The organism is Cytobacillus sp. FSL R5-0569, assembly GCF_038007265.1.
Taxonomy (GTDB): domain Bacteria; phylum Bacillota; class Bacilli; order Bacillales; family Cytobacillaceae; genus Cytobacillus; species Cytobacillus kochii.
In genome coordinates this window covers 4,513,578-4,537,354 of the sequence record NZ_JBBOWW010000001.1, presented here as the reverse complement: position 1 = coordinate 4,537,354, position 23,777 = coordinate 4,513,578, and the positions used below count along the sequence as shown (strand labels likewise).

At 37.4% G+C, this 23,777-nt stretch carries 26 protein-coding genes; 17 read left to right on the top strand and 9 right to left on the bottom strand.

The window, feature by feature from the left end; genetic code table 11:
- Positions 1-57 precede the first annotated feature (57 nt).
- The 5 genes from MKX78_RS22975 to MKX78_RS22955 all read left to right on the top strand — a co-directional run bounded on the left by MKX78_RS22975 (position 58) and on the right by MKX78_RS22955 (position 4,583).
- A complete protein-coding gene (locus MKX78_RS22975) occupies positions 58-795 on the top strand; it encodes a hypothetical protein (RefSeq protein WP_341052560.1) in 738 nt (245 codons plus the stop codon).
- 221 nt (positions 796-1,016) lie between these two features.
- A complete protein-coding gene (locus MKX78_RS22970) occupies positions 1,017-1,913 on the top strand; it encodes an NAD(P)/FAD-dependent oxidoreductase (protein ID WP_307316435.1) in 897 nt (298 codons plus the stop codon).
- A gap of 20 nt (positions 1,914-1,933) precedes the next feature.
- Positions 1,934-3,595, top strand: coding sequence for a glycoside hydrolase family 13 protein (locus tag MKX78_RS22965; protein ID WP_307316437.1), 1,662 nt, complete (start codon positions 1,934-1,936; stop codon positions 3,593-3,595).
- Positions 3,596-3,643: 48 nt separating this feature from the next.
- Positions 3,644-4,120, top strand: coding sequence for a Cys-tRNA(Pro) deacylase (gene ybaK, locus MKX78_RS22960; RefSeq protein ID WP_095371467.1), 477 nt, complete (start codon positions 3,644-3,646; stop codon positions 4,118-4,120).
- A gap of 130 nt (positions 4,121-4,250) precedes the next feature.
- A complete protein-coding gene (locus MKX78_RS22955; RefSeq protein ID WP_095371468.1) occupies positions 4,251-4,583 on the top strand; it encodes a hypothetical protein in 333 nt (110 codons plus the stop codon).
- A gap of 64 nt (positions 4,584-4,647) precedes the next feature.
- Here the strand turns inward: MKX78_RS22955 and MKX78_RS22950 are convergent, their stop codons facing one another.
- On the bottom strand, positions 4,648-5,988 hold the full coding sequence (locus tag MKX78_RS22950; RefSeq protein WP_095371469.1) for a YjiH family protein: 1,341 nt from the start codon (positions 5,986-5,988) through the stop codon (positions 4,648-4,650).
- Between the two features lie 206 nt (positions 5,989-6,194).
- Here MKX78_RS22950 and MKX78_RS22945 point away from each other — a divergent pair, with 206 nt between their 5' ends.
- Genes MKX78_RS22945 through MKX78_RS22935 form a run of 3 tightly spaced genes read left to right on the top strand, consistent with a single transcriptional unit; the run spans position 6,195 to position 8,869 of the window.
- Positions 6,195-6,998: an ABC transporter permease gene (locus tag MKX78_RS22945; protein ID WP_307316446.1), complete on the top strand. Its 804-nt coding sequence runs from the start codon at positions 6,195-6,197 to the stop codon at positions 6,996-6,998.
- Positions 6,999-7,006: 8 nt separating this feature from the next.
- Positions 7,007-7,804: an ABC transporter permease gene (locus MKX78_RS22940; protein WP_307316448.1), complete on the top strand. Its 798-nt coding sequence runs from the start codon at positions 7,007-7,009 to the stop codon at positions 7,802-7,804.
- A gap of 45 nt (positions 7,805-7,849) precedes the next feature.
- Positions 7,850-8,869 (top strand): ABC transporter ATP-binding protein, encoded by a 1,020-nt coding sequence (locus tag MKX78_RS22935; RefSeq protein ID WP_307316449.1) that lies wholly within the window; start codon positions 7,850-7,852, stop codon positions 8,867-8,869.
- 36 nt (positions 8,870-8,905) lie between these two features.
- Here MKX78_RS22935 and MKX78_RS22930 read toward each other — a convergent pair whose 3' ends face one another.
- The 3 genes from MKX78_RS22930 to MKX78_RS22920 all read right to left on the bottom strand — a co-directional run bounded on the left by MKX78_RS22930 (position 8,906) and on the right by MKX78_RS22920 (position 13,166).
- Positions 8,906-10,639: an ABC transporter ATP-binding protein gene (locus tag MKX78_RS22930; RefSeq protein ID WP_095371473.1), complete on the bottom strand. Its 1,734-nt coding sequence runs from the start codon at positions 10,637-10,639 to the stop codon at positions 8,906-8,908.
- The gene (locus MKX78_RS22925) at positions 10,614-11,408 is read right to left on the bottom strand and encodes a MerR family transcriptional regulator (protein WP_095371474.1); all 795 of its coding nucleotides are present in this window, start codon (positions 11,406-11,408) and stop codon (positions 10,614-10,616) included. Before MKX78_RS22925 ends, MKX78_RS22930 begins: the two co-directional genes overlap by 26 nt.
- A gap of 438 nt (positions 11,409-11,846) precedes the next feature.
- A complete protein-coding gene (locus tag MKX78_RS22920) occupies positions 11,847-13,166 on the bottom strand; it encodes a short-chain fatty acid transporter (RefSeq protein ID WP_095371475.1) in 1,320 nt (439 codons plus the stop codon).
- 96 nt (positions 13,167-13,262) lie between these two features.
- Between MKX78_RS22920 and MKX78_RS22915 the strand changes: the two genes are divergently transcribed.
- Positions 13,263-14,327 carry a PQQ-dependent sugar dehydrogenase gene (locus tag MKX78_RS22915; protein ID WP_307316452.1) on the top strand — a complete coding sequence of 355 codons (1,065 nt, stop codon included), beginning with the start codon at positions 13,263-13,265 and terminating at the stop codon, positions 14,325-14,327.
- Positions 14,328-14,444: 117 nt separating this feature from the next.
- On the top strand, positions 14,445-14,957 hold the full coding sequence (locus tag MKX78_RS22910) for an SRPBCC family protein (RefSeq protein ID WP_095371476.1): 513 nt from the start codon (positions 14,445-14,447) through the stop codon (positions 14,955-14,957).
- Between the two features lie 61 nt (positions 14,958-15,018).
- Here the strand turns inward: MKX78_RS22910 and bshB2 are convergent, their stop codons facing one another.
- The 5 genes from bshB2 to MKX78_RS22885 form a co-directional block, all read right to left on the bottom strand.
- Positions 15,019-15,690, bottom strand: a complete 672-nt coding sequence (gene bshB2, locus MKX78_RS22905; RefSeq protein WP_095371477.1) for a bacillithiol biosynthesis deacetylase BshB2 — start codon at positions 15,688-15,690, stop codon at positions 15,019-15,021.
- Positions 15,691-15,711: 21 nt separating this feature from the next.
- Positions 15,712-16,065 carry a YojF family protein gene (locus MKX78_RS22900; RefSeq protein ID WP_370873353.1) on the bottom strand — a complete coding sequence of 118 codons (354 nt, stop codon included), beginning with the start codon at positions 16,063-16,065 and terminating at the stop codon, positions 15,712-15,714.
- Positions 16,066-16,257: 192 nt separating this feature from the next.
- Entirely contained in the window at positions 16,258-17,085 is an 828-nt protein-coding gene (gene pdxK, locus MKX78_RS22895) for a pyridoxine/pyridoxal/pyridoxamine kinase (protein WP_095371479.1), read from the bottom strand.
- A gap of 105 nt (positions 17,086-17,190) precedes the next feature.
- Entirely contained in the window at positions 17,191-17,748 is a 558-nt protein-coding gene (gene def, locus MKX78_RS22890) for a peptide deformylase (RefSeq protein WP_307316458.1), read from the bottom strand.
- Positions 17,732-17,932: a helix-turn-helix transcriptional regulator gene (locus MKX78_RS22885; protein WP_307316461.1), complete on the bottom strand. Its 201-nt coding sequence runs from the start codon at positions 17,930-17,932 to the stop codon at positions 17,732-17,734. Before MKX78_RS22885 ends, def begins: the two co-directional genes overlap by 17 nt.
- 155 nt (positions 17,933-18,087) lie before the next feature.
- Between MKX78_RS22885 and mobA the strand changes: the two genes are divergently transcribed.
- The 7 genes from mobA (at position 18,088) to MKX78_RS22850 (ending at position 23,762) form a co-directional block, all read left to right on the top strand.
- Entirely contained in the window at positions 18,088-18,684 is a 597-nt protein-coding gene (mobA, locus tag MKX78_RS22880) for a molybdenum cofactor guanylyltransferase (RefSeq protein WP_218971977.1), read from the top strand.
- 30 nt (positions 18,685-18,714) lie between these two features.
- Positions 18,715-19,179 carry a molybdenum cofactor biosynthesis protein MoaE gene (locus MKX78_RS22875; protein ID WP_095371483.1) on the top strand — a complete coding sequence of 155 codons (465 nt, stop codon included), beginning with the start codon at positions 18,715-18,717 and terminating at the stop codon, positions 19,177-19,179.
- On the top strand, positions 19,172-19,405 hold the full coding sequence (gene moaD, locus MKX78_RS22870) for a molybdopterin converting factor subunit 1 (RefSeq protein WP_307316465.1): 234 nt from the start codon (positions 19,172-19,174) through the stop codon (positions 19,403-19,405). Before MKX78_RS22875 ends, moaD begins: the two co-directional genes overlap by 8 nt.
- Before the next feature lie 4 nt (positions 19,406-19,409).
- Complete coding sequence (locus MKX78_RS22865; RefSeq protein WP_095371485.1) at positions 19,410-20,429, top strand: thiazole biosynthesis adenylyltransferase ThiF; 1,020 nt, start codon at positions 19,410-19,412, stop codon at positions 20,427-20,429.
- A gap of 471 nt (positions 20,430-20,900) precedes the next feature.
- Positions 20,901-21,344 (top strand): Lrp/AsnC family transcriptional regulator, encoded by a 444-nt coding sequence (locus tag MKX78_RS22860; RefSeq protein ID WP_224936847.1) that lies wholly within the window; start codon positions 20,901-20,903, stop codon positions 21,342-21,344.
- A gap of 561 nt (positions 21,345-21,905) precedes the next feature.
- Positions 21,906-22,847 carry a nickel ABC transporter permease gene (gene nikB / locus MKX78_RS22855; protein WP_095371486.1) on the top strand — a complete coding sequence of 314 codons (942 nt, stop codon included), beginning with the start codon at positions 21,906-21,908 and terminating at the stop codon, positions 22,845-22,847.
- A gap of 21 nt (positions 22,848-22,868) precedes the next feature.
- Positions 22,869-23,762 carry an ABC transporter permease gene (locus MKX78_RS22850; protein ID WP_095371487.1) on the top strand — a complete coding sequence of 298 codons (894 nt, stop codon included), beginning with the start codon at positions 22,869-22,871 and terminating at the stop codon, positions 23,760-23,762.
- Positions 23,763-23,777 lie beyond the last annotated feature (15 nt).

Sequence of the window (23,777 nt, the reverse complement as noted above, 5' to 3'; positions counted from 1 at the left end):
GTCTTTTATTTGGGAACAAGAGAGAGAATCGCGACTAAAAGGAGAGCTCCTTAAGAAATGAGTAGCAAAAAAGGAAGAATCGCGACTAAAAAGAGAGCTTTCCAAGAAATGAGTAGCGAAAAAGGGAGAATCGCGACTAAAAAGAGAGCTTTCCAAGAAATAAGTAGCGAAAAAGGGAGAATCGCGACTAAAAAGAGAGTTTTCCAAGAAATGAGTAGCGAAAAAGGGAGAATCGCGACTAAAAGAAGAGCTCCTCAAGAAATGAGTAGCGAAAAAGGGAAAATCGCGACTAAAAAGAGAGCTTTCCAAGAAATAAGTAGCGAAAAAGGGAGAATCGCGACTAAAAAGAGAGTTTTTCAAGAAATAAGTAGCGAAAAGGGGAAAATCGCGACTAAAAGAAGAGTTCCTCAAGAAATGAGTAGCGAAAAAGGGAAAATCGCGACTAAAAAGAGAGTTTTCCAAGAAATGAGTAGCGAAAAAGGGAAAATCGCGACTAAAAAGAGAGTTTTCCAAGAAATAAGTAGCGAAAAGGGGAGAATCGCGACTAAAAGAAGAGCTCCTCAAGAAATGAGTAGCGAAAAAGGGAGAATTGCGACTAAAAGAAGAGTACCCCAAGAAATGAGTAGCGAAAAAGGAAGAATCGCGACTAAAAGAAGAGCTCCTCCAGAAATAAACAAAGTAAAAAGGAGTGTACCGCAAGTCTGGGTAACTAAAAAGTTAAAAATCAAATCGCTCGAAAACAATTTAAAGAATATTAGCACTTATCAACAGTTGTCCACAATAAAAAGTGGATAACTTTAAAAGGTGAAATTGATTCAAAGGAAGAAGTTATTTATATCACAGGAAAAAGCTATTAAACCAAGCGTTTGTTCGTATGTGTATAACCCTGTGAATATATATAATTTATCCACAAGTTAATTTATTTGTTGTGGATAATAAGTTTTTGTTGCCCTTTTTCATTTTTTTTCATCCGTTTGGAAACAATACGAAGATGAAAATGAGGAGGGATGAGGAGTATGAAATACGAATGCATCATTATTGGTGGTGGAATCGCAGGGTTACAGGCAGCGATTCAATTAGGTCGTTATAAACACCGAGTGTTAGTGCTAGATGATAATCAAGGTCGATCGTCAATCTGTCAAAGTTATCATAATATATTAGGTTATCCTAATGGCGTAAGCGGCCCTTATCTTAGGGAAATCGGAAGAGCGCATGGAGAGAAATATGGTGTTCATTATCAAGATGAACGAGTGGTAGACATTGTATACGAGGAAGAGGAGTTCATTATTTACACAAGAAGTAATAAGCAATATAGAGGCATGCGGTTATTACTTGCCACAGGAATCATGGACCATATTCCCCCTTATGAATCGCTCGGCCCATGTCTAGGTTTGACTGTGTACGTGTGTCCAGACTGTGATGGGTATGAGGTGAAGGATAAAACAACGGTTGTGATGGGTTCTGGAAACACGGGTGCTAATATGGCATTGACGCTTGCTTATTGGACGAATTCAATAATATTCGTTAATGATGAGAAAAAAGAAGTTTATCCACAAACTTATCAACAGTTAGAGAAATTAGGAATCGAAGTGATTGAAGAGAAAATAGCCGAAGTATTGGCAGATGGCTCATCGTTTCGGGGAGTTCGATTGGAATCTGGGCAGATTGTAGAAGGTGAGAGGGGTTTTATTGCTTATGGAGGGAATCATGTAAAATCAGACTTAGCAGCAAAATTAGGAGTAGAACGTTTAGGTAATCAGCATATTATAACGGATGGGCGCTCGAAAATGACGAATGTCCCTCATGTTTGGGCTGCTGGTGATGTTGTGGCTCATTCAGAACAAGTGACAATTGCTATGGGTGAAGGCTCTCAGGCGGCCATATGGATTCATAAATCATTAATTAATCGTTAGTAGAAGGTGAGGAATGGGATGTGACTTGGTGGAAAAACGCAATTGCCTATCAAATCTATCCGCGAAGCTTTCAAGATTCAAATGGGGACGGCATTGGGGATATACAAGGCATTATTCAACGCCTATCATATTTAAAAGAACTTGGGATTGATTTGATTTGGATTTGTCCGATATATCAGTCTCCTAACGATGATAACGGCTATGACATTTCAAATTATCAAGCAATTCTAGCTGAATACGGGACAATGAATGACTTTGATCAATTATTAGAAGAAGTGCATCAAAGAGGTATGCGACTAATTATTGATCTTGTTTTAAACCATACAAGTGATGAGCATGCATGGTTTATAGAGTCGAAAGTTAGCAAGGAATCGAAAAAGCGAGATTGGTATATTTGGAGAAAAGGAAAAGATGGGCAAGAGCCGAATAACTGGGCCAGTATATTTGGTGGTTCTGCATGGACATTTGATGAAAAAACGAATGAATATTATTTGCATATATTCTCTAAAAAACAACCAGATTTAAACTGGGAAAATCAAGCGGTGCGTCATGCACTATACGATACAGTCAATTGGTGGCTAGAAAAAGGAGTAGACGGCTTTAGAATTGATGCGATTAGTCATATCAAGAAAAGCCCAGGATTACCAGACATCCCTCCAACTAATCAAGAGACATATGTTCCTTCTTTCTCGAAGCATATGAATCAACCTGGAATACATGATTGGCTTTTAGAATTAAAAAAAGAAACGTATGGGAAGTACCCAGTCGTTACGGTTGGGGAGGCAAATGGGGTTAGTGCAGAGGAGTCTCTTCTTTGGGTTGGTAAAGATCAAGGAAAAATGGATATGGTCTTTCAATTTGAGCATCTTGGTTTATGGGATGCAGAAGAAAACCCAATCCTGGATATCATTGCTCTGAAAAAAGTATTAACAAAATGGCAAGTCGCGCTAGCTTCAGACGGTTGGAATGCTCTATTTCTCGAAAATCATGATAAGCCGAGAATTGTTTCAACTTGGGGAAATGATAAAGATTATTGGTATGAAAGCGCCACAGCCTTAGCATGTATGTACTTCTTTATGAAAGGTACACCTTTTATTTATCAAGGCCAAGAAATAGGCATGACGAATGTGCACTTCGAAGAGATGTCCTCCTATTATGATATCCTCACTCATCATCTATATAAGGACAAACAACAGAAAGGCTGGTCACACAAAGAGATTATGAAACTCATCTGGGCTTCTTCTCGTGATAATAGCCGTACACCTATGCAGTGGAGTTCTGATTCAAACGCAGGCTTTACAGAGGGCAAACCATGGATGGAGACAAATGAAAATTATACTAAAATCAATGTTACTCTCCAAAAAAATTCAAATCATTCTGTATTGCAATTTTACAAAGAGATGATTACTTTAAGGAAAACTCACGCTACTTTTATTGAGGGTGAATATAATCTTCTTTTTTCAAATCATAAACAGATTTTTGCTTATACAAGAGAAGATGAAGAACAGAGGTTTCTGGTTATAGTAAACCTGTCTGAGTGTAACGTAACTTTAAATTTAAATCACCAACTTGTCAGGGATAGTTCAAAGCTATTATTATGGAACTATCAAGCACAAGGCGATATATCGCTATCTAAGAAAATGGAACTCCGTCCATATGAAGCTAGAGTTTATCGAACATAAGCAAATATAAATATATATTTTTTCGTTATTTCTAGGAGATGTAGATGAATGGCAAAAGGAAAAACAAATGCGATGCGGTTATTAGATCAGTCGAAAGTAAGCTATGAGATCATGACTTATGATGTCGCGGATGGAAAAATAGATGGTCTTTCGGTGGCAGAAAAAACGGGGAAATCAGGTCAAACGGTTTTTAAAACATTAGTGACAGTCGGTGCAAGTAAACAAAACTATGTCTTTGTTATTCCAGTCGATAAGGAACTGGATATGAAAAAGGCTGCTAAGGCGTCAGGTGAGAAGAAAATTGAAATGATCCATGTGAAAGATATTCAGAAGATTACCGGCTATATTCGTGGCGGTTGTTCACCAATTGGTATGAAAAAACAATATCCTACTATTATCGATGCATCAGCAAAGGATTTGAAAAGTATGATTGTTAGTGGGGGTAAATTAGGTACTCAGATAGAATTAACGTTGCAAGACCTCATTAAAATGACAAGTGCAGAATTATACGAGATCGCTCAATAAAATACCAAATGCCTCAGAAGATGTTACTGCAGGCATTTTTTTGTTTTCTGGCTAGGGATTATAGTAATTTCTAAAGAGGTGTGAGGCCAAATAGTCACTATTCACATAAGATGTGCATGAGGTGATTAATATGAGTCATTTTAACGTACATGAACCAAAAGGTATTAAAGGGAAACTGTTAAAAAATATGGATATAGGTACATTCCAGCAAACGCCCCCTTCTTATAAACCGCCAAAAAAAATGCCCAATCTACCTGAAGAACAACCTGAATTCATTTTGAAACAAATTTGTGTGAAAGGATTATATCGTATTCACTGTATGGCGCTTAAAAATGGAGAACAACTTTGGTTTTGTCCAACCTTCGTAAAGGGGCAAACGTTGTATGGTTGGAGGTTTTATCATAACCGATGGATCTTTTTAGTTATACATCTATCAAAAGTTCAATCTATTCAATGTATATAAAAACGCCACCTGTTAGGAATGACAGGTGGCGAATAAAATTATTTCCCGAGAAAGAATAACGGGGTTAAAAAATAAAATGAGCAACCAATGTAATAACTGGTAAAGCAATAACTGTTCTAAGAATAAAAATTAATACTAAGTCAAAGAAAGATACAGGAATTTTAGAACCTAGTAGTAATCCACCAACTTCAGACATATAAATGAGCTGTGATACGGATAGAGCAGCGATGACAAACCGTGTCATTTCACTTTCTATTCCTGCCCCCATGACAGAAGGTAAAAACATATCTGCAAACCCAACGAATAATGTTTCAGATGCGGCAGCAGCTTCAGGTAGTCCTAAAAGCTCTAAAATAGGAATAAATGGCATTCCTATCCAAGTGAAGATAGGCGTATATTCAGCTAAAATTAACGCGAGTGTGCCGAGGGCCATAACAATTGGTGCAACACCCATCCACATATCTAAAATATTTTTAAAGCCATCGGTGAAGAAAGCCTTAACATCTTTATTTTTCTTTGCTCTATTAATCGCAGAATCAATACCCCAAGTAAAAGAATTATAGCCTTTAGGAATGTCCTCATCTGCTTCTTTTGCTTTCTCTTTATAATAAGTATCCGCTTTTCTTGAAAGTGGTGGGATACGAGGCATAATGAATGCTGCAATGATCCCTGTTGCTAGTATGGTTAAGTAGAAAGGAATAAAGTAATCCCCTAAGCCAACTTGAGAAATAACAACAAGACTGAAAGTGATAGACACAACAGAAAAAGTAGTTCCAATAATAGCCGCTTCTTTTTTTGTATAAAAGCCTTCTTCGTATTGCTTGCTTGTTAAAAGCACTCCGATTGTACCATCTCCAATCCAAGAGGCAACACAGTCGACTGCTGAACGACCTGGTAGTTTGAAAAGTGGTCTCATTACCTTGGTAAGTAAAGAACCAAATAACTCTAGTAGACCGAAATTGACTAATAACGGCAAAAGTAAGCCGGCAAATAAAAATACACTAAATAAAACGGGCAATAGATCAAATAATAAAAGTCCACCAGTAGCTGTAGACCAAACTGCTTCAACTCCCCATTGAAGATATGTTAGAACAGCAAATACAGCCCCGATGAAGCGGACAATTACCCATCCATATGTGACATTGAATAGGTTATTTAAAAAGGGTGAGTTTTTGAATATAGCAGGAGAAATCTTGGCAATCAAAGTTCCTACTAAAGTAAGGACAATAATAACGACCATAATAAGTGGAATAGATCCATTTAATAAATCCTGTATCCAGCCGGATAATATAGCGATAGGAATTGTTACCTCCCCATCAATACTAATAGGAATCATAAAGAATAAGATACCTAAAATTGACGGAATGAGGAAGGTCAACATATCCGATAATTTATATTTACGCATCAGTTGATGTCTCCTTCTAATAAAAATAAGTCAGACTACATTTTAATTCATTCTATATTAATTGCCAACCTTATACTTAAAAATGGTAGAGATGTTATTCTATTGTCAATTTTAATAATTGTCAAACTAAAAGGGGTGAGTCTTAGTAAAATTATGTTAAAATGTTTGCAGATGACGTGATTTTTAAAGAAGCAGGTGGGAAGTAGATGTTCAATTATCGATTGTATTGGACGTTTGCCAAAAAGTCTTTTCTACGTTCGGCTGTGTACCGATTTGATGTCTGGTCTAGACTCGGTTCTAATGTGATCTTTCTTTTAATGTGGGGTTCTATCTGGACAGCGTTATATGCGGGTAGAGAAGAGGCTGGTGGCATCAGTTTTCAAGCAATGCTTACATATATTGTAGTAAGTCAATTTCTCTCAGGTGTAAACGGGGCTGGGACTCCTCTCTGGGAAATACAAGAGAAAGTGCGTACGGGTGATATTTCATTGGAATTAATGCGTCCTTTTGATGTGCCTTTACGTTATTTATTCGCAGACTTTGGCAGTGTGTTTTTCTATATGATTACTGCACTATTACCTTTGTATATTATATTATTTTTCTTCATGGACCTTTCATTACCTAACGATCCACTTATCTGGTTAGCTTTTTCATTTGCCGCTTTTATTGGGTTTTTAATTCGTTATTGTATTGAAATGGCCTTTGGATTATTAACTTTCTTTCTAGTAGAAACCGGCGGAGTTGAGGATATCTTTTATTTTGCGATGTCATTACTATCTGGTTCGGTTATTCCATTGTGGTTTTTCCCAGGTTGGCTCGCGAGCTTTGCCTCATACTTGCCCTTTCAAGGTATTTATTACATTCCAAATGCAATCTTTATAGGTGAGATTGCAGGATATCAAATCCTTACTTCTATTGGTGTTCAGTTGTTTTGGGTGGTCGTTACATATATCTTTTTAAGATTAGTATGGAATAAAGCATCGCAGAAGGTTGTTGTTCAAGGGGGATAAGTACATTCATGAGATATATTGATTTATATTTTAAACTTGTTGCTGCTGGTATAAGGGCCCAGCTGCAATACCGATTTGCCTTCTTTATGAGGATTGTAGGGATGCTGACCTCGTATGCAGGAACGGCGATAACAATGTGGGTAATGCTCTATCAGTTTCAGGAGTTAGGTACATGGAATTTTTATGAGATGTTATTTTTATTTGCGATAGCTGTGCTTTCTTGGGGATTTTGCATTATTTTATTTTTCCATTTTCGTAGTCTTGATACATACATTTTGAACGGTACATTTGATCGTTTCTTAGTGCGGCCGATTAATCCTTTTTTTCACTTTATGGCGATGAAATTTGATGTGGCATCCTTTGGACAGTTTATTTTTAGTATCTTTATTTTTATTTGGGTAAGTGTAGAATTGCACATTCATTGGACCATTGCTAATGTCCTATTTTTATTAGCTGCAGTGCTTGGTGGAGTCCTTATACAAGGTGGCTTGCTCGTGATTATCTCAGCTTTTGCTTTTTGGACAACGAAATCGGAGCAATTTTATTGGGTAGTGATGTATCCGGCAAGAAACTTAACGAATTACCCATTAGTCATTTATCCAAAAATGGTGCAATGGTTTACGGCGTTTGTTGTTCCTTTTGGTTTTGTGAATTATTTTCCTGCAAGCGTTATCTTGGGTAAAGAAACGCCATACTTTCCAGAAAATATTGGTTATTTTTCACCATTGGTTGGTATTGTTTTCTTCATTATTGCCTATTACATTTGGATGCTAGGACTCAGCCGTTATAAGAGTACGGGCTCATAAAGCGTAGTGAAGGTTGGCAGTCATAAACAGAGTGGAGGGTAAAGAATGGCTATCATAGAAGTAGATCAGTTGATGAAAGAATTTAAAGTTGCGAAACGTGAGACCGGCTTTCTTGGTGCCATGAAAAGTCTGGTAAAACGTGAATTTTATACGAAGCATGCGGTAAAGGATGTAAGTTTCACTGTGGATAAAGGAGAAATGGTCGGCTATATCGGACCTAACGGTGCAGGGAAATCAACAACGATTAAAATGTTAACTGGAATTCTTGTACCTAGTGCGGGCACGGTTAAAGTAAATGGCATTGTTCCTTATGAAAACCGCCAAGCAAATGCAAAAAATATTGGTGTTGTCTTTGGGCAAAGAACGCAATTATGGTGGGATTTACCAACGATTGAATCATTCGAATTATTAAAGGAAATTTATCAAGTTTCACATAGCCGCTATAAAGAAAATATGGATACATTTACGGAAATTCTTGGGTTAGATGAGTTCATCAATACGCCAGTCAGGCAACTCTCTTTAGGTCAAAGAATGCGTGCTGACATTGCCGCTTCCTTACTGCATGATCCTCCCATTTTATTCTTAGATGAACCAACGATTGGGTTAGACGTAGTGGCGAAAGAACGCATGCGGACATTTATAAAAGAAATCAATAAAGAACGCGATATTACAGTTATTTTAACCACCCATGATATGGAAGATATCGAGCAACTTTGTAAGAGGATGGTATTAATTGATCACGGGCAGAAAGTGTATGATGGAGAAATGACAGTAGTGAAAAATCGATTTGGGAAAATCCGTACTCTTGTAGTAGATCTAGAAGAACATTCTAAGCCATTGACGCTTGAAAAAGCAGAAGTGTTTAAAGTAGAAGCAGGTAAGTATTGGATACGCTTTAATCGAGAAGATATATCTGCTTCGGGTGTTATCACACAAATTACACAAACACATAATATAAAAGATTTAACTGTCGAAGAGCCTGAAATTGAATCAATTATTAGTCGTATTTATCAAGAAGGCTTTGACGGTGTTGAGCAACCTATTCCTGTTAAAAGTAGGTCATAAAAGAAGCTGAGTAGAGGTATATGCCTCTCTCTCAGCTTAAGTTTGACTGATATTTAATTGCTTTGTAGCGAGTTGTACGTATAAAGGGTGAGATTGCATCAATTCATCGTGTGTCCCTTTTCCTGTGATTTTTCCATTTTCAAGAACAATAATTTGGTCGGCATCAATGATAGTTGACAGTCTGTGTGCAATGACGAGTGTTGTTCGGCCTTTCATTAAATTTTGGAGAGCTGATTGTACGAGTTGTTCGGATGAACTATCAAGATTCGATGTGGCTTCATCTAATAAAAGGATTTTTGGATCACGAATAATGGCTCTAGCAATGGCAATGCGTTGGCGTTGTCCACCAGAGAGTTTAATTCCTCGCTCACCTACATCGGTGTTTAAACCATTTGGCAATCTCTCTATAAACTCTGCTGCATGAGCTTGTGTAGTTGCTTGCAGTAATTCCTCTTCACTAATTTCTCTTTTCGTGCCATATGTTAAGTTTTCTCGAATCGTGCCAGACATCAGCGGGCTCTCTTGAGAAACATAACCAATTTGTTCCCGCCAATTTTCAAGAGCATACTCCTCTGCTGGCTTGCCATTTAATAGAATAAGGCCGCCATTAGGTCCATAAAAGCGTTCGAGCAGAGCGAATAGGGTCGTTTTACCGCTACCGCTTGGACCGACAAATGCCGTTGTTTTTCCAGCTGGAATGTGTAAATTGATATCTTTAATAATCTGGTCATCTTTATATGAGAATTGGAGTTGGTTAAAAGTAATCTCCTCTGGATGGATTATCCCTTTTGTTCCTTCATTCATATTCTCGGTAGGTGTATTCAACATATCCTGAATTCTTTCTGTTGCACCCATTGCTTTTTGATAAGCAGTAAAGAAGGAAGCCATTTGGGTAAATGGAACAACAATCTGGAACATATAAATAATAATAGCTACTAATGAACCAGCAGATAATTCCCCTGAAGCGACTCGTACGCCGCCATATCCAATTAGGACCACAAGAACAAACATCATAATAAAGGTCATAAATGGTGAGACGACAGCTTGGATTTTTGCTTCCTTTAAACCAAATTGGAATAAGCGCTGAATGTTTTTATTCCCTTTTTCAATCTCCGTTTTTTCAGCTTGATAAGCCTTCACAAGTCGAATATCTGATAAGACCCGACCAAGGTTGCTTGAAAAGTCAGCCATTTGATCTTGGGTAGATAAAGAGACTTTATATATTTTTTGCCCGAGCGGCATGATTATAAGAACGGCTAATGGAACAGCAATAAGCATGATGAGTGTCATTCGCCAGTCAATCATTAGTAGAATAATAATTGCCCCAATGATTGAAATCATTCCCGTTATAAACGTAATAATATGTTGTGTAATCAAAGTTTTTACTATATTTGTATCTTGTGTGATTCGGCTCATTGTTTCTCCTGATTGATGCTTATCAAAGAAAGGAATTGGGAGATGGATGGAATGTTCCCATAGTTTCCTTCGTAAAGAGGCAACCATTCTCTCTCCAATATAAGTCATTAAATAAAAGGAAAAACCTGAGGCAATTGTTTGGATAATGAACGCGCCTCCTAATAATGCAATGAGCGAAAGTTCAAGGCGAGATGTAGCTAACTGGTCGACCATATTAGCTGTGAATAACGGAACGACCAATCCTGCTGCGGTTTCAAGTAGGCTGAGTAGCAAAGCAACAATTATGATCCACTTTGGTACATTTGCGCCTTTTAATAATGACCACAGACTAGTCGTTTTCTTTTTTGTCTTCAATTTTTTCCATTCCTTTCTTTTCTAGATAAATGGAGATAGCTTGGGCAAGCCATTCTTCTTCTTCCACTGTAAATGGAGAGGGGAAAAGAACAGGAGCTTCGGCGAGATGGCGATCAATATCGTCATTTATTTCTGTTATGCGGAGAATGATTTCCTCTATATTGGGATAAAGGTCATAGAGGATATCCCAAATGGCTGCAACCACTGATTGGACATGCTCATCATTATGATCGGTGCCCACCAACTTTTTTATGTTTGCAAATTCTTTAGCGACTCGTTTGTTTAATTGTTGTTGTTTTTCATCAGAAATATTGTAGATATCTTGAATCATATGCTCAGGGATAAAATTCCTCATCCATTCTTTATGCTCCGCTTCCATTTGAATGGAGTTAATGAGCATAATGAAAATATTAGGATCAACTGTTTGATTTTCTTCTAAAATAGAAAGAGCATGGTCTAATGTTTTAATCATGTGATTTATTTGCTGTCTTTTGATAACGAGCTCTTCTCGTTGAAACGAAAGAGATTGTTGCAGATCCCACTCATTGTTGTTGAGAAGCTTCTGTATTTTATTTAATGGATAACCTAAATATTTTAAAGTAACAATCTTTTGAACTGTTAATATTTCATTTGTAGAATAATATCTATCACCTGTTTTGCTAGTGCGTGCGGGCTTTAATAAGCCAATCTCATCATAATAATGCAATGTACGAATGGTCGTATTTGTTTTCTTAGCAAACTCTCCAATACGGTAATAATCATTTGTCATAAGAGCCCTCCTTATGTAGTATTATAAAACCTCACGTTACGTTAGATACAATGGTAAAATAAAAAACTTATTCGATGTTGCTCAACACAATAAACGGTCGAATTTATTGGGTCCTTTCTCCTCACTTATTGGAGAATTAAATGTAAGAAACGGTAGATGAGTTGTTAAACACATCTTTTGGTCTAATAAATATCCTATAGGTGATGACTAGCAGAGGATAAGTGTGCAGAAGTTATGTAGATGCAAGTGGCAGCAAAAAGAGGCGATGTTGAGCGTAAAAGGGAATGCACCAATAGGTGAAATAGACTTTAGACAAATGATAATTTTACTATGGGGATTAACCAATCTAATTATCACACAGTCTGAAGCGATTTACATCACGAATTACTTCAGACTGGTGCATAAATCCTACTTAGTACTTTTCGTAAATTTGTTCGTTTATAATAGTAAGAAACCTAACGAAATAATGATTCCACTAGCAATTAATGTAAGTACACAAAAGCCCATAATATCTTTTGCTTTTAGACCTGCGATGGCAAGAGCGGGTAAAGCCCAAAAAGGCTGTATTAAGTTCGTCCAAGCATCTCCCCATGCTACCGCCATTGCGATTTTAGGAATGGAAACATCCAATGCGATCGCTGCGTCTAACATAACAGGAGCTTGCACAGCCCATTGACCTCCACCAGATGGTACAAAAATATTGACAAGACCTGCACTCAGGAAAGTAAATAATGGTAAAGTATGTTCATTAGCAATGGAAACAAATCCATTGGATATAACAGCCGCTAGGCCGGAAGCTGTCATCATACCAATAATTCCTGCATAGAACGGAAATTGAATAATAATGCCACTGCCACCTTTAACAGCATTCGTAACTGCCTGCAAAAAGTGACGAGGGGTACGATGAAAGAGAATACCAAGAAATAAAAAAAGAAAGTTTACAATATCTAAATTTAGGGCAAAACCATTAGTAACAAAATAATAAAATAAGAAGATTAATCCCATCACGCCAATAAGTAACGAGAGTATTTGGCTATTCTCTAATTTCTCTGCTGGTGTCATGGAATCTCTTTCTAATGTCGCTGCAGGTAAATCTTCTTTTAATAACGCTGGATCAACCGTAACAGTATCATCTTTAGCTGGAAGCATGATACGATTGACAATAGGTAAAACAATAAAAAGTGCGATAGTGATAATCAAGTTAAATGATGAAAAGATGGTTTCGCTTGTTGGAATAATCCCAATCAAATCTTCGGAAAAATGACCTGGAGTGGCAATTGTTAGCGGTGTTGATCCTGAAATACCACCATGCCATATAACAAAGCCTGAGTAAGCGCTTGCAATTAATAGCCTGTAGTCGACTCCTTTTACATGGCGCGCTAACTCTTTGGCAAATAAAGCACCAATGACTAATCCAAATCCCCAGTTAATCCAACTAGCAAGTAATGATATGATTGTTACAATAATAACAGCTTGCCCAGGTGTTTTTGCTTTTGAAGCTAATGCACTCAGTCCAGCTTTGAATATAGCGCTGCTTGCTAATACATGACCGGTAATTAATACTAGCACCATTTGCATAGCAAAAGATAATAATCCCCAGAATCCTTCACCCCAGAATTGGACCATTTGATATGGACCACTATCAGTAAATATGAGTCCAAGTGCAAACACTAAAAATGTTAAAATGATAACAAATAGAAATGGGTCTGGTAAGTATCTTTGCATTAAACGATTAAAAAAGCTAACAATTATTTTCATCTATCATTCCCCCTTTTGATAGAATTTTATCATATGATTCTGAAAATTATTACTTTAATATAACAAGATTTTAAAAAAAGAAAGGATGTAGATTTAGTGAAGAAACTGACTATTTTATTTGTTGCAAGTTTCCTACTTATTCTTATGGGTTGTAATTCTAACAATGAAATGGATGAAGAACCAGAATCGGTAGATGTATCGAATCAGCAAAAGGTAGAAGTGGTGGCAGAAGACCTTGATATCCCTTGGTCAATTAATAAGCGCGATGATGTATTCTATTTATCCGAAAGAACAGGTACAATTGCTAAAATTGAAGGGGGAGAATTAACTCGTCAACCCGTAGAATTAGAAAAATCGTTATCAACGGCACAAGAAGCAGGATTACTTGGGTTTGTTTTAATTGATGATGGTACAAAAGGGATTGCATATTATACATACGAGCTCGATGGTCAACCGTTAAATCGTGTTGTCACATTATCATTGGATGATCAAAAACAGATGTGGGTGGAAACGGATATACTTTTAGATGAAATTCCGAGTGGTGCTTTTCATCATGGGGGTAGGCTAGCGATTGGCCCAGATGATAAATTATATGTCACTACAGGAGATGCGACAGAACCTGAACTTGCACAAGATCAAAATTCGTTAGCAGGAAAGATTTTAAGGATGAATAAAGATGGCAGTATTCCAGAAGATAATCCTTCAAAAGAATCTTATCTTTATAGCTATGGTCATCGTAATCCTCAAGGTTTGGCTTGGACAGATGAAGGAGAAATGTACGCAAGTGAACATGGTCCAACAGCAAATGATGAAATTAATAAAATAACCGCACTTGGGAATTATGGTTGGCCTGAAATTACGGGTACAGAGGAAAAAGAAGGGATGATTACCCCACTCGTCACCTCAGGAGATGACACAACCTGGGCACCATCAGGTATTGCTTATGCAGATAATAATCTTTATATAGCAAGTTTAAGAGGTACCGCAGTCATGCAGTTAAATTTAGAGACAAATGAAATGTCTACTTTAGTAAGTGACGTAGGTAGAGTAAGAGATGTTTATGTCGATGGGGATCATCTGTATTTTATCAGTAATAATACAGACGGCCGCGGCAATCCGGCAGAACAGGATGATCGGTTATATCGATTAAAAATCAGATAAGTAGCAAAACGATAAGTGAACAGCAGTTAATCTTCTATTCGTCTAAGATGACAGCGACCCCAACTTTATGGTAAGAATGAATGTAGATAGTTAACGAATGGAGTTGTAGAAAACATAATGTCTGACTTTCGCACAACCGTAATTATTCATAAACCAGTTGAAGAAGTTTTTTCCTATATGGTCGATATAGATAATATTCATGAGATCATGCCACTTGTAGTAAAGAGAGAAAAGATCAATGATGGGCCATTAGCTGTTGGTACAAAACTGAGAGAAACAAGAAGAGTTCGTGCTTCCGATATCACATCTGAAATCGAAGTATTAGCATATGAAACAAATAAAGTATTTGCAACGCGTTCCAATTCCAACGGTTTAATCGCAGAATACTATTATCGTTTTGATGAAGTGGATGAAGGTACACAGGTTGATTTAGAAGCTAATATTAAAACAACAGGATTTAAAATGAAGCTTCTGCGTAAATTTTTAGTGAACATGGTACATCGTGAAGATGGCTATCAATTAACGAATTTAAAAAATATGCTTGAAGGTACGAAAGAAATATCTGATGAAGATGTCTCCAAAGAAGGCGAACAGATAGAAGAAAGACCTGAAGAAAATCAAACAAAATAAGCTTTTAATAGAAAACAGAACTTCCAACGGTATATGGAGGTTCTGTTTTTTTAAAAAGTATTTATTCATCAAATTGATAGGTCCAAAAGCGTTCTTGGTTAATTCTAGCCATCACAGCAGGGTCCTGTTTCTTAAGGTTTTCTTCCATTTCCTTAATCATTAACTGTGTTTGTGAGACATGGGCTTTTAATGTATTCAATTTAATGTCAGCAACTTCTGTTACATCATGAACAACATCTGCCGCACCAATTTCTTCCTCACAATTGTTAGAAAAAGCGACGCAATATACCTTTGGACGTTTTTCTTTTGGAAGGTTTTTAACGGCATGAATAACTGCCGCTCCTGTTGCATCATGATCTGGATGCACTGCATAACCCGGGTAGAATGTTATGACCAAAGAGGGGTTTAATTCTTCTATGATTTCACCCATATGTTGTGCTAGTTTATCTTCTGGTTCAAATTCAACCGTTTTATCGCGATAACCAAGCATTCTCAAGTCAGTTATGCCCATCGCTTTAGCGGCATTTTGAAGCTCTTGTTTTCGAATATGTGGCAATGATTCTCTTGTCGCAAAAGGGGGATCGCCCATATTTCTACCCATTTCACCCAGTGTTAAGCATGCGTAAGTTACAGGTGTGCCATTTTGAATATGCTTGGCAATCGTACCAGAAACGCCAAATGCCTCATCATCTGGATGAGGAAAAATAACAAGTACTTGTCTTTCTTTTTCCATCATTCTTCCTCCTTCCGCTATTTATTCAAAGGGTGTTTCGCTAATTTCTAGAGAAACCGCTAGTTTACCTTTAAAATCATGACCAGCCATTAATAAGCGATCATGTTCATCTATTTCATAATGGGTAATGCCTTCCGCATACACCCAACCGATGTCAGTTTTTAACCCGATTCTGTAAGGTCCGTTTCCGGCGATTTTACTATGAATATATTTTAGTTTGGCATTACGAATATAGGCACCTGATGAAAAGAAAGTCTCATCAAAGTGTGAAGCGTAAGCACCGTTTGTTGTTTCAAGGTGGATATAAACGTCCTTATTTGCACGTTCATCCAAAGCCAGCTGTACTTGTTCTTTCATGACGATATCCAAATTCATTTCCCCCTTTCGAAAAGCATTTCTATATAATTTGTCAAAATGAGAATTAAGCTATCCATTTGATTCTTTTATTTTACTAAAAAAAAAGTGGTTTTGCATAATGTGTGACTCAGGGAGCAGCATGATTAGAAGAATTGATCAAGAAACAAAAAGGAGAATGCTCACTCGAGAGACATTCTCCTTAAAATGTTATTATTGTTCAACCTTCGTACGATCCGCACCAAAAGTACGGTAAGCACCGTGCATTGTTGGTCCAACATATTCATTTAGTTTGAATCCATGTGTAATGGCTGCAGTGATAAAATCTTTGGCTACATCGATTGCTTCTGTTACCGATTTGCCCTTTGCCAGTTCAGCAGTGATGGCACTTGAGAAAGTGCACCCTGCCCCATGGATGTAAGGCGTATTAATCAGTTCAGCCTGTAAGATTGTGAAATTTTCTCCATCAAATAAAAGGTCAATGGCTTTTTCAGATTGCAACTTACTGCCACCTTTAATGATGACATATTTTGGACCAAGTGCATGAATCTTTTCCGCCGCTTTTTTCATTTCTTCAATTGTTTTGATCGGTTTCACTTGTGCAAGTTGTGATGCTTCAAAAAGATTTGGTGTCACAACGGTTGCTAAAGGAACGAGTACCTCACGAAGGGCATCCGCTGTTTCAGGATGTAGTACTTCATCTTCGCCTTTACATACCATTACTGGATCAATAACTGCAGGAACGCCACTCTCTTTAATTGTTTTGGCAGCTGTTTCAATAATTTCCACTGAACCAAGCATACCTGTTTTCATTGCATCTATGCCAACAGAAAGGATGGTTTCAATTTGAGCCTCTAATGTACTAATTTCAATTGGAAAAACATTATGATGCCAGTCGTTTTTAGGGTCCATTGTTACAATAGTAGTAAGTGCTGACATTCCGTACACACCAAGCTCTTGAAAAGTTTTCAAATCAGCTTGAATCCCCGCACCACCACTAGAATCTGATCCAGCTATAGTTAAGACTTTTTTCATAGTCATCTGACGTTTCCTCCCTGGAGTGATAGATTAGACATGCATTTTATCATCATTATAACAATTATTTTAAAAATGTATATGGTCTCTATTTTAATATAGTGAATCTGGTTATATTTTATTTATAATTGGTTGATTTTTATCAATTCGCTCGTAAAACATAATACCGTTTAGATGATCGATCTCATGTTGCATAAGAATAGAGGCAAATCCTTTAAAAGAGAGTGTGACTTCCTCACCTTTTTCATTATACGCTCTAACTTTAATTTTTTCATAACGTGGCACTTGGCCGAATACTTCACGATTAACTGATAAGCAGCCTTCTCCTTCTGGAATACAAATAATATTTGTTGAATGACTGATAATCTTCGGGTTAATCAATTGGTATTCATATGATTGCCCTTTTTCATCTTCATATTTAGCAGCGAACATTCGTTTAGCAATGCCGATTTGATTGGCTGATAAGCCAGTGCCAGGGCGTAATTTGTATTTCTTAGCTAATTTCTCATCCTGACTATTTCGTAAGTATACGAGCATCGCTTGTAGCTCCGCTAAATCTTCCTCAGTTGCCGGTAACCTTAAATCCTCTATTGGTTGATGAAGAATCTCATGCTTTTCATCGACAAAATCTTTCATGGTAATTATCGTATCTTTAGAAATTTTCCTCATAGTTAAAAACCTCTTCTACATTTGTCTGTAATGACCTTGCAATTTTGAAGGCGAGCGCTAAAGTTGGGTCATATTTATCGTTTTCAATACAATTAATGGTCTGCCTACTAACGTTGCATTTCTTAGCTAATGCCTCTTGTGTTAAGCGCAGCTGTATTCTTAGCGGTTTTATCCGGTTTTTCAAATCGTAGTCCTGCCTCTCCTGTCAAAGGTTTTGGACATTGTTTAAATTAACAAACATTTTCCCGTTTGTCTATCTTTCAGTTTTATCCATTGCATAGCCACCGGAAAATCGCTTTAATGGTATATATAGACGTGAATGGTGAAAAAGGTGGTAGTATGCAGAGTACCGGAATTATTTTAGCGGGTGGTAAGTCGAGTAGGATGGGGGAAAATAAAGCTTTGTTAGCGGTGAATGGGGAAACAGTAATCGAACGCCTAGTAAGGGAGTTGCAATCCGTAACGAATGATATTCTTATTGTAACAAATACACCAGAAGATTATCATTTCCTCCCTGTTAAAAAGGTAAGTGATCGCTACCCTAATAAAGGTCCGTTAGCTGGAATTGAGTCTGGCCTATATCATTCTACAAATGATGAAAATATTATTGTTGCTTGTGATATGCCCTTTGTTACGGCTGAAACAATGAAATGGCTTTTAAACCATCTCGAAGGCTATTCAGCAGTTATTCCTGAAGTGAATGGTCAAATTCATCCACTTCTTGCTGTCTACCATAAGAGAGTAAGGGAAATAGTAGAGAAATGTTTAGAGGCAAATGATTTGAAGCTACAGTTATTCTTAAATCAGTTAAAGGTAAAAAAAGTAACAGAAGAAGATGTAACTCGGCATCGTCTAGTTAATTTTGAACAAAGCTTCTTCAATATGAATGACCCGAGTGATTGGAGGAAAGCAATACAAATTTCTAGTAAGAATTGATAAAATAGAACTTAGATGCGAGGTGTTAAAATGAAGTTTGGAATTTCAAAAGAGCCAATCAATATACAAGAAGTAATTGATCATGTCGTACAAAGAAACGCAGGCGCTATTACGACGTTTATTGGAACAGTAAGAGAATTAACTAAAGGTAAGAAGACTTTGTTTTTAATATATGAGGCATATGAAAGTATGGCTATAAAAAAGCTTGAGCAAATTGGCACGGAAATTAGGGAGCGATGGCAAGGAGCCGAAGTAGCAATTGTGCATAGAGTAGGTAAATTAGATATAACGGACGTTGCTGTTGTGATTGCTGTCTCGACACCTCATCGTGCTGATGCTTATGAAGCAAACCGATATGCCATTGAACGTATTAAAGAAATCGTACCCATTTGGAAAAAAGAACATTGGGAAGATGGACAAGAATGGATTGGCGACCAATTGGAAAAAGTATCTTATCCTGAAGGGAAACCGGAGGCGAAACATCTAGATGAATAATGTATTGTTTTTTGCTCATTTAAAGGATGAAGTTGGTGTGGAAAGTTTACAAATAGAGGCGAAAGGTAAGAGCGTATTAGCGTTAAAACAAGAAGTACATGAAACGTATGGTTTATCATCAATTGATAGTGTCATGACAGCGATCAACGAAGAGTTTGCTGAAGATGCTGATGTGATTCAAGAAGGGGATACGATTGCCTTTATTCCGCCAGTTAGTGGAGGCTAATGTAATGAATGATAGATACTCAAGGCAATTATTATTTTCTCCCATTGGTGAAAAAGGGCAATCACTCATTGGGCGTAAGCATGTCTTAATGATAGGGGCGGGGGCACTTGGTTCTGGCAATGCTGAAGTGTTAGTTCGCTCGGGTGTAGGCAAGTTAACCATCATTGACCGCGACTACGTAGAAGCAAGTAATCTCCAAAGACAACAGCTTTATACGGAAGAGGATGTAAAAGAGAAGTTGCCTAAAGCTATTGCTGCTAAGAAGAGACTAATGGCGATTAATTCAGAAGTTGAAGTGGTGGCGATGGTAGCTGATGCTGTGCCGTCTTTGTTAGAAGATCTCGTTAGTGAAGTTGATTTAATTCTTGATGCGACAGATAATTTTGAAACGCGAATGCTCTTAAATGATATATCACAAAAACATCACATTCCATGGATTTATGGTGCATGTGTCGGCAGCTTTGGAATGAGTTTAACCATTATTCCTGGTGTGACACCCTGTCTGCATTGCTTGTTGAAGAAGATTCCTATTCAAGGTATGACCTGTGATACAGGTGGAATTATAGCTCCTGCTGTGCAAATGGTTATCGCTCATCAAACCGCAGAAGCACTCAAGATATTGGTAGGTGACTTAGATGCCATTCGCACGACTTTTACAAGCTTTGACATGTGGCGAAATCAATATTCGAATATAAAGGTTGCTAAAATAAAGGATACAGGTTGCTTATCATGTGGGGAGGCACCGACCTATCCGTTTCTCCAACAAGAAAACTTAACAAAGACGACTGTACTTTGTGGAAGAGATACGGTGCAAGTGAGGCCATCGACTGTCCAGCAATTAGACTTGCAAAGGCTATCTCAACAAATGAAGGTGTCGGGCTATGACACGAAAGGGAACCCGTACCTTTTGTCAATTGATCTGAAACCAGAAAGAGTTGTAATCTTCCAAGATGGTCGGGCACTCATCCACGGAACAAAAGACCTGGCACAAGCACGCTCCATCTACCAAAAATTATTAGGTTAATAAGAACCGCATCTTCTGTTTGAAGAGCGGTTTTTCTTGTTTGCTTTTAAGGAGCCAAAAACAAACAACATGGTGGGTGTTATTGCCGATATGAACATAACATATAAGAAGTCCAATAAGTAGAGTGGGGAAACGGGAAATCTCAACCAACGCAGGTTATTTTAGATCGAAAACTGAATTGAGTGCCGAGTTAAAGCGATTTGAAGTTCGGTCAGAAGCAAACACAGAAAGGAAACAAAACGAATCTGTACACCGTATATTATTACAATTCCGTGTATACCGTCGGAGGTGGTATAAAAAAGATTGAATCATTGTCTCTCATATCGCTAACTGTGTAACGCTGTTTTCATAAAAAAATCATTAAATGAGACAACAGCGTAAATAGTATTTGATAATTTCTGTTTGATATGATAATTAAATATACAGGTTAATTTCATTTTTTACATAGTCAAAAGAGAAGGTGGTGTTTTTTTGGATCAGGTCGATAAGAAGATATTAGATTTATTAATTGAAAATGGTAGAATGTCTTATGTTGATATTGGTAAACAATTAGGTCTTTCCCGAGTAGCCGTAAGGGAAAGAGTGTCTAAACTTGTTGAAGATGGTGTGATTGAACAGTTTACAGTTGTGATTAATAGTGGCAAGGCAGGGAAAGAAGTTTCCGCTTTTTTTGAGATTGATTGTGAACCGAGTTCGTTAGTGAAAGTAGCCGAGGCGTTGGCGGAGAATGCAAGTGTTGCTAGTTGTTACCAAATGACCGGCCCCTCTACTTTACATACACATGTGTTAGTAGATAACTTTGATGCACTTGAGAGGTTTATTAACGAAGAATTATATGCCCTAGATGGCATTACGCGTGTGGAAAGTAACATATTGCTAAGAAGATTTAAAAGTCGTCGCGGGTTAAAATTGTAGTAACATTGCTTATTTTGTATCGAATGCAAGCTGCGATAATAACAATTAAGCCAATTGGAACTTCTGATTAGACATTCTGATAGATAGCGGAGGTAATCCCAAGTAGCACGTCCAACTTCGGAACAACCGAAAAGATAGCTGAACAGCACCAACCAATTTGTCCGTCTTCTGAAAAGAAAACCTCCTAACTTTGCTAGATTCCTGATCAACGAGATTTGATACCCTATTAAACTTAAATATTTTTTGAAAAACAGGTACTCGCCACTGGCGGGTCTTTTTTTTGTGTGGGACAAGAAATTGGTAAATTACCTTTTGTTTTTGAAAACGCTTTACCTATCGATAACTAAAAGATAATAAATAATTATACTTAAGTTACATAATGAACATATTTGTAAAATAATGAAAACAAAAGGAAATTGAAATAAAAAATAATTTAAAAAAATGAAAAAATATATAGAATTTTGTATATTTATGTTTTATAATCATTTTTAAATTATTTTAAACATTTAGTAATTAAAAAAAGGAAAATGATTAACAAATGATTTCGAAGGAGGGGTGAAATTGGTCGGATTTATATTCAGAAGATTTTTTCAACTTGTGATTCTACTATTTGGTATTTCCTTTCTTGTATTCTCATCCATGTATTTGGCGCCTGGTGACCCGGCATCAATGATTGGAGGGCCAACAGCATCAAAAGAAGATGTGGAGGCGATAAGAGATAATCTTGGTTTAGATGACCCTTTTCTTACACAATATGGTCGCTATGTAGTAGATCTTGTACAAGGTGATTTAGGATATTCATATCAAAACCAACAGTCTGTAGCTGAGGCGATTGGGGTAAGACTGCCAAATACGCTAAAGTTAGCAATTGCCAGTATGATTGTCGCCATTGTTATTGGTATTTTAACAGGGTTGATATCAGCTCTTAAACAAAATTCTTGGCTAGATGTAGGGTCAACAACCTTTGCTCTTGCGGGTATCTCTATACCGAACTTTTGGATGGGTGCTGTCCTTATCCTTATATTTTCCGTTAACTTACAACTACTCCCGGTCGGTGGGTTATCTTCACCATGGTATACCATTGAAGGGGTGAAGGAATTAATCTTACCTGCAATCACTTTAGGGACAGGGGCAGCTGCGATGATTGCTAGAATGACGAGATCATCTATGCTTGAAGTAGTAAGGGCAGATTATGTAAGAACAGCAAGAGCAAAAGGTGTAAAAGAACGCGAAGTTATATGGATTCATACATTAAAAAATGCGATGATTCCTGTTTTGACAGTGATTGGTGTGAACTTTGGTTCGCTATTAGGAGGGACCATTATCACTGAAAAAGTATTTGCGATTAATGGTGTAGGTAGGCTAATGATTGACGCCATAGCAGCTAGAGATTTTCCGATGGTACAAGGCTCTGTTCTTTTAGTAGCTACACTCTTTGTTGTTGTGAATTTAGTCGTTGATGTGGTTTATACATATATTGATCCAAGGATTAAATATCAGTAATGACGAAGGGAGGAAAAACTGATGCCAGAGGTTGTTCAGGCAACGAATAGTCCAGTAGCAGTAACACCGAAAAAGGATAATGAGTGGTTGTTAATTATAAAAAGGTTGCTACGAAATAAGTTAGCGGTTCTTGGGTTAATCATTATCATTCTTCAAATCGCCATGGCGTTGTTGGCACCTATTATTGCAACCCACGATCCCGTGAAGCAGGACCTATCAGCTAGTGAATTACCTGTATTTAGTGAGGGTCATTGGTTAGGCACAGACAATTATGGAAGAGATGTTTGGAGCCGAATTGTTTATGGCTCACAAATTTCTCTATTAGTAGGGATCGTAGCTGTAGTGCTCGGCCTTCTTGGTGGCGTTACGCTAGGTTTACTTGGTGGATATTACAAAAAATTAGATGGCATTATTATGAGATTTGTCGATTTATTATTTTCATTCCCAGGGATTTTACTTGCTATGCTCATTATTGCTGTACTCGGTACAAGTTTAGTAAATGTAGCTATCGCTATAAGTATTTGGTCGATACCTTCCTGTGCACGAATTGTGCGAGGGTCCGTTTTATCGATAAAGGAAAAAGAATATATTATGGCCATGAAATCGGTAGGTGCTTCAGATCTTCGTATTATGATTAAACATATATTACCAAATTGTTTTGCGCCTATTATAGTTTTTGCCACAATGCGAATGGCTACGGCTATTCTTTCAACAGCTGCATTAAGCTATTTAGGCTTAGGTGCACAACCACCTACCCCTGAATGGGGATCAATGATTTCGCAAGGACAGGCTTTTATGTGGTCATCTCCACATCTAACGATTGTACCTGGGATTGCCATCATGTTAACTGTATTTGCTTTTAATGTATTAGGGGATGGATTACGAGATGCCATTGATCCTAATATGAATGTATAAAAATTGGGGGGAATT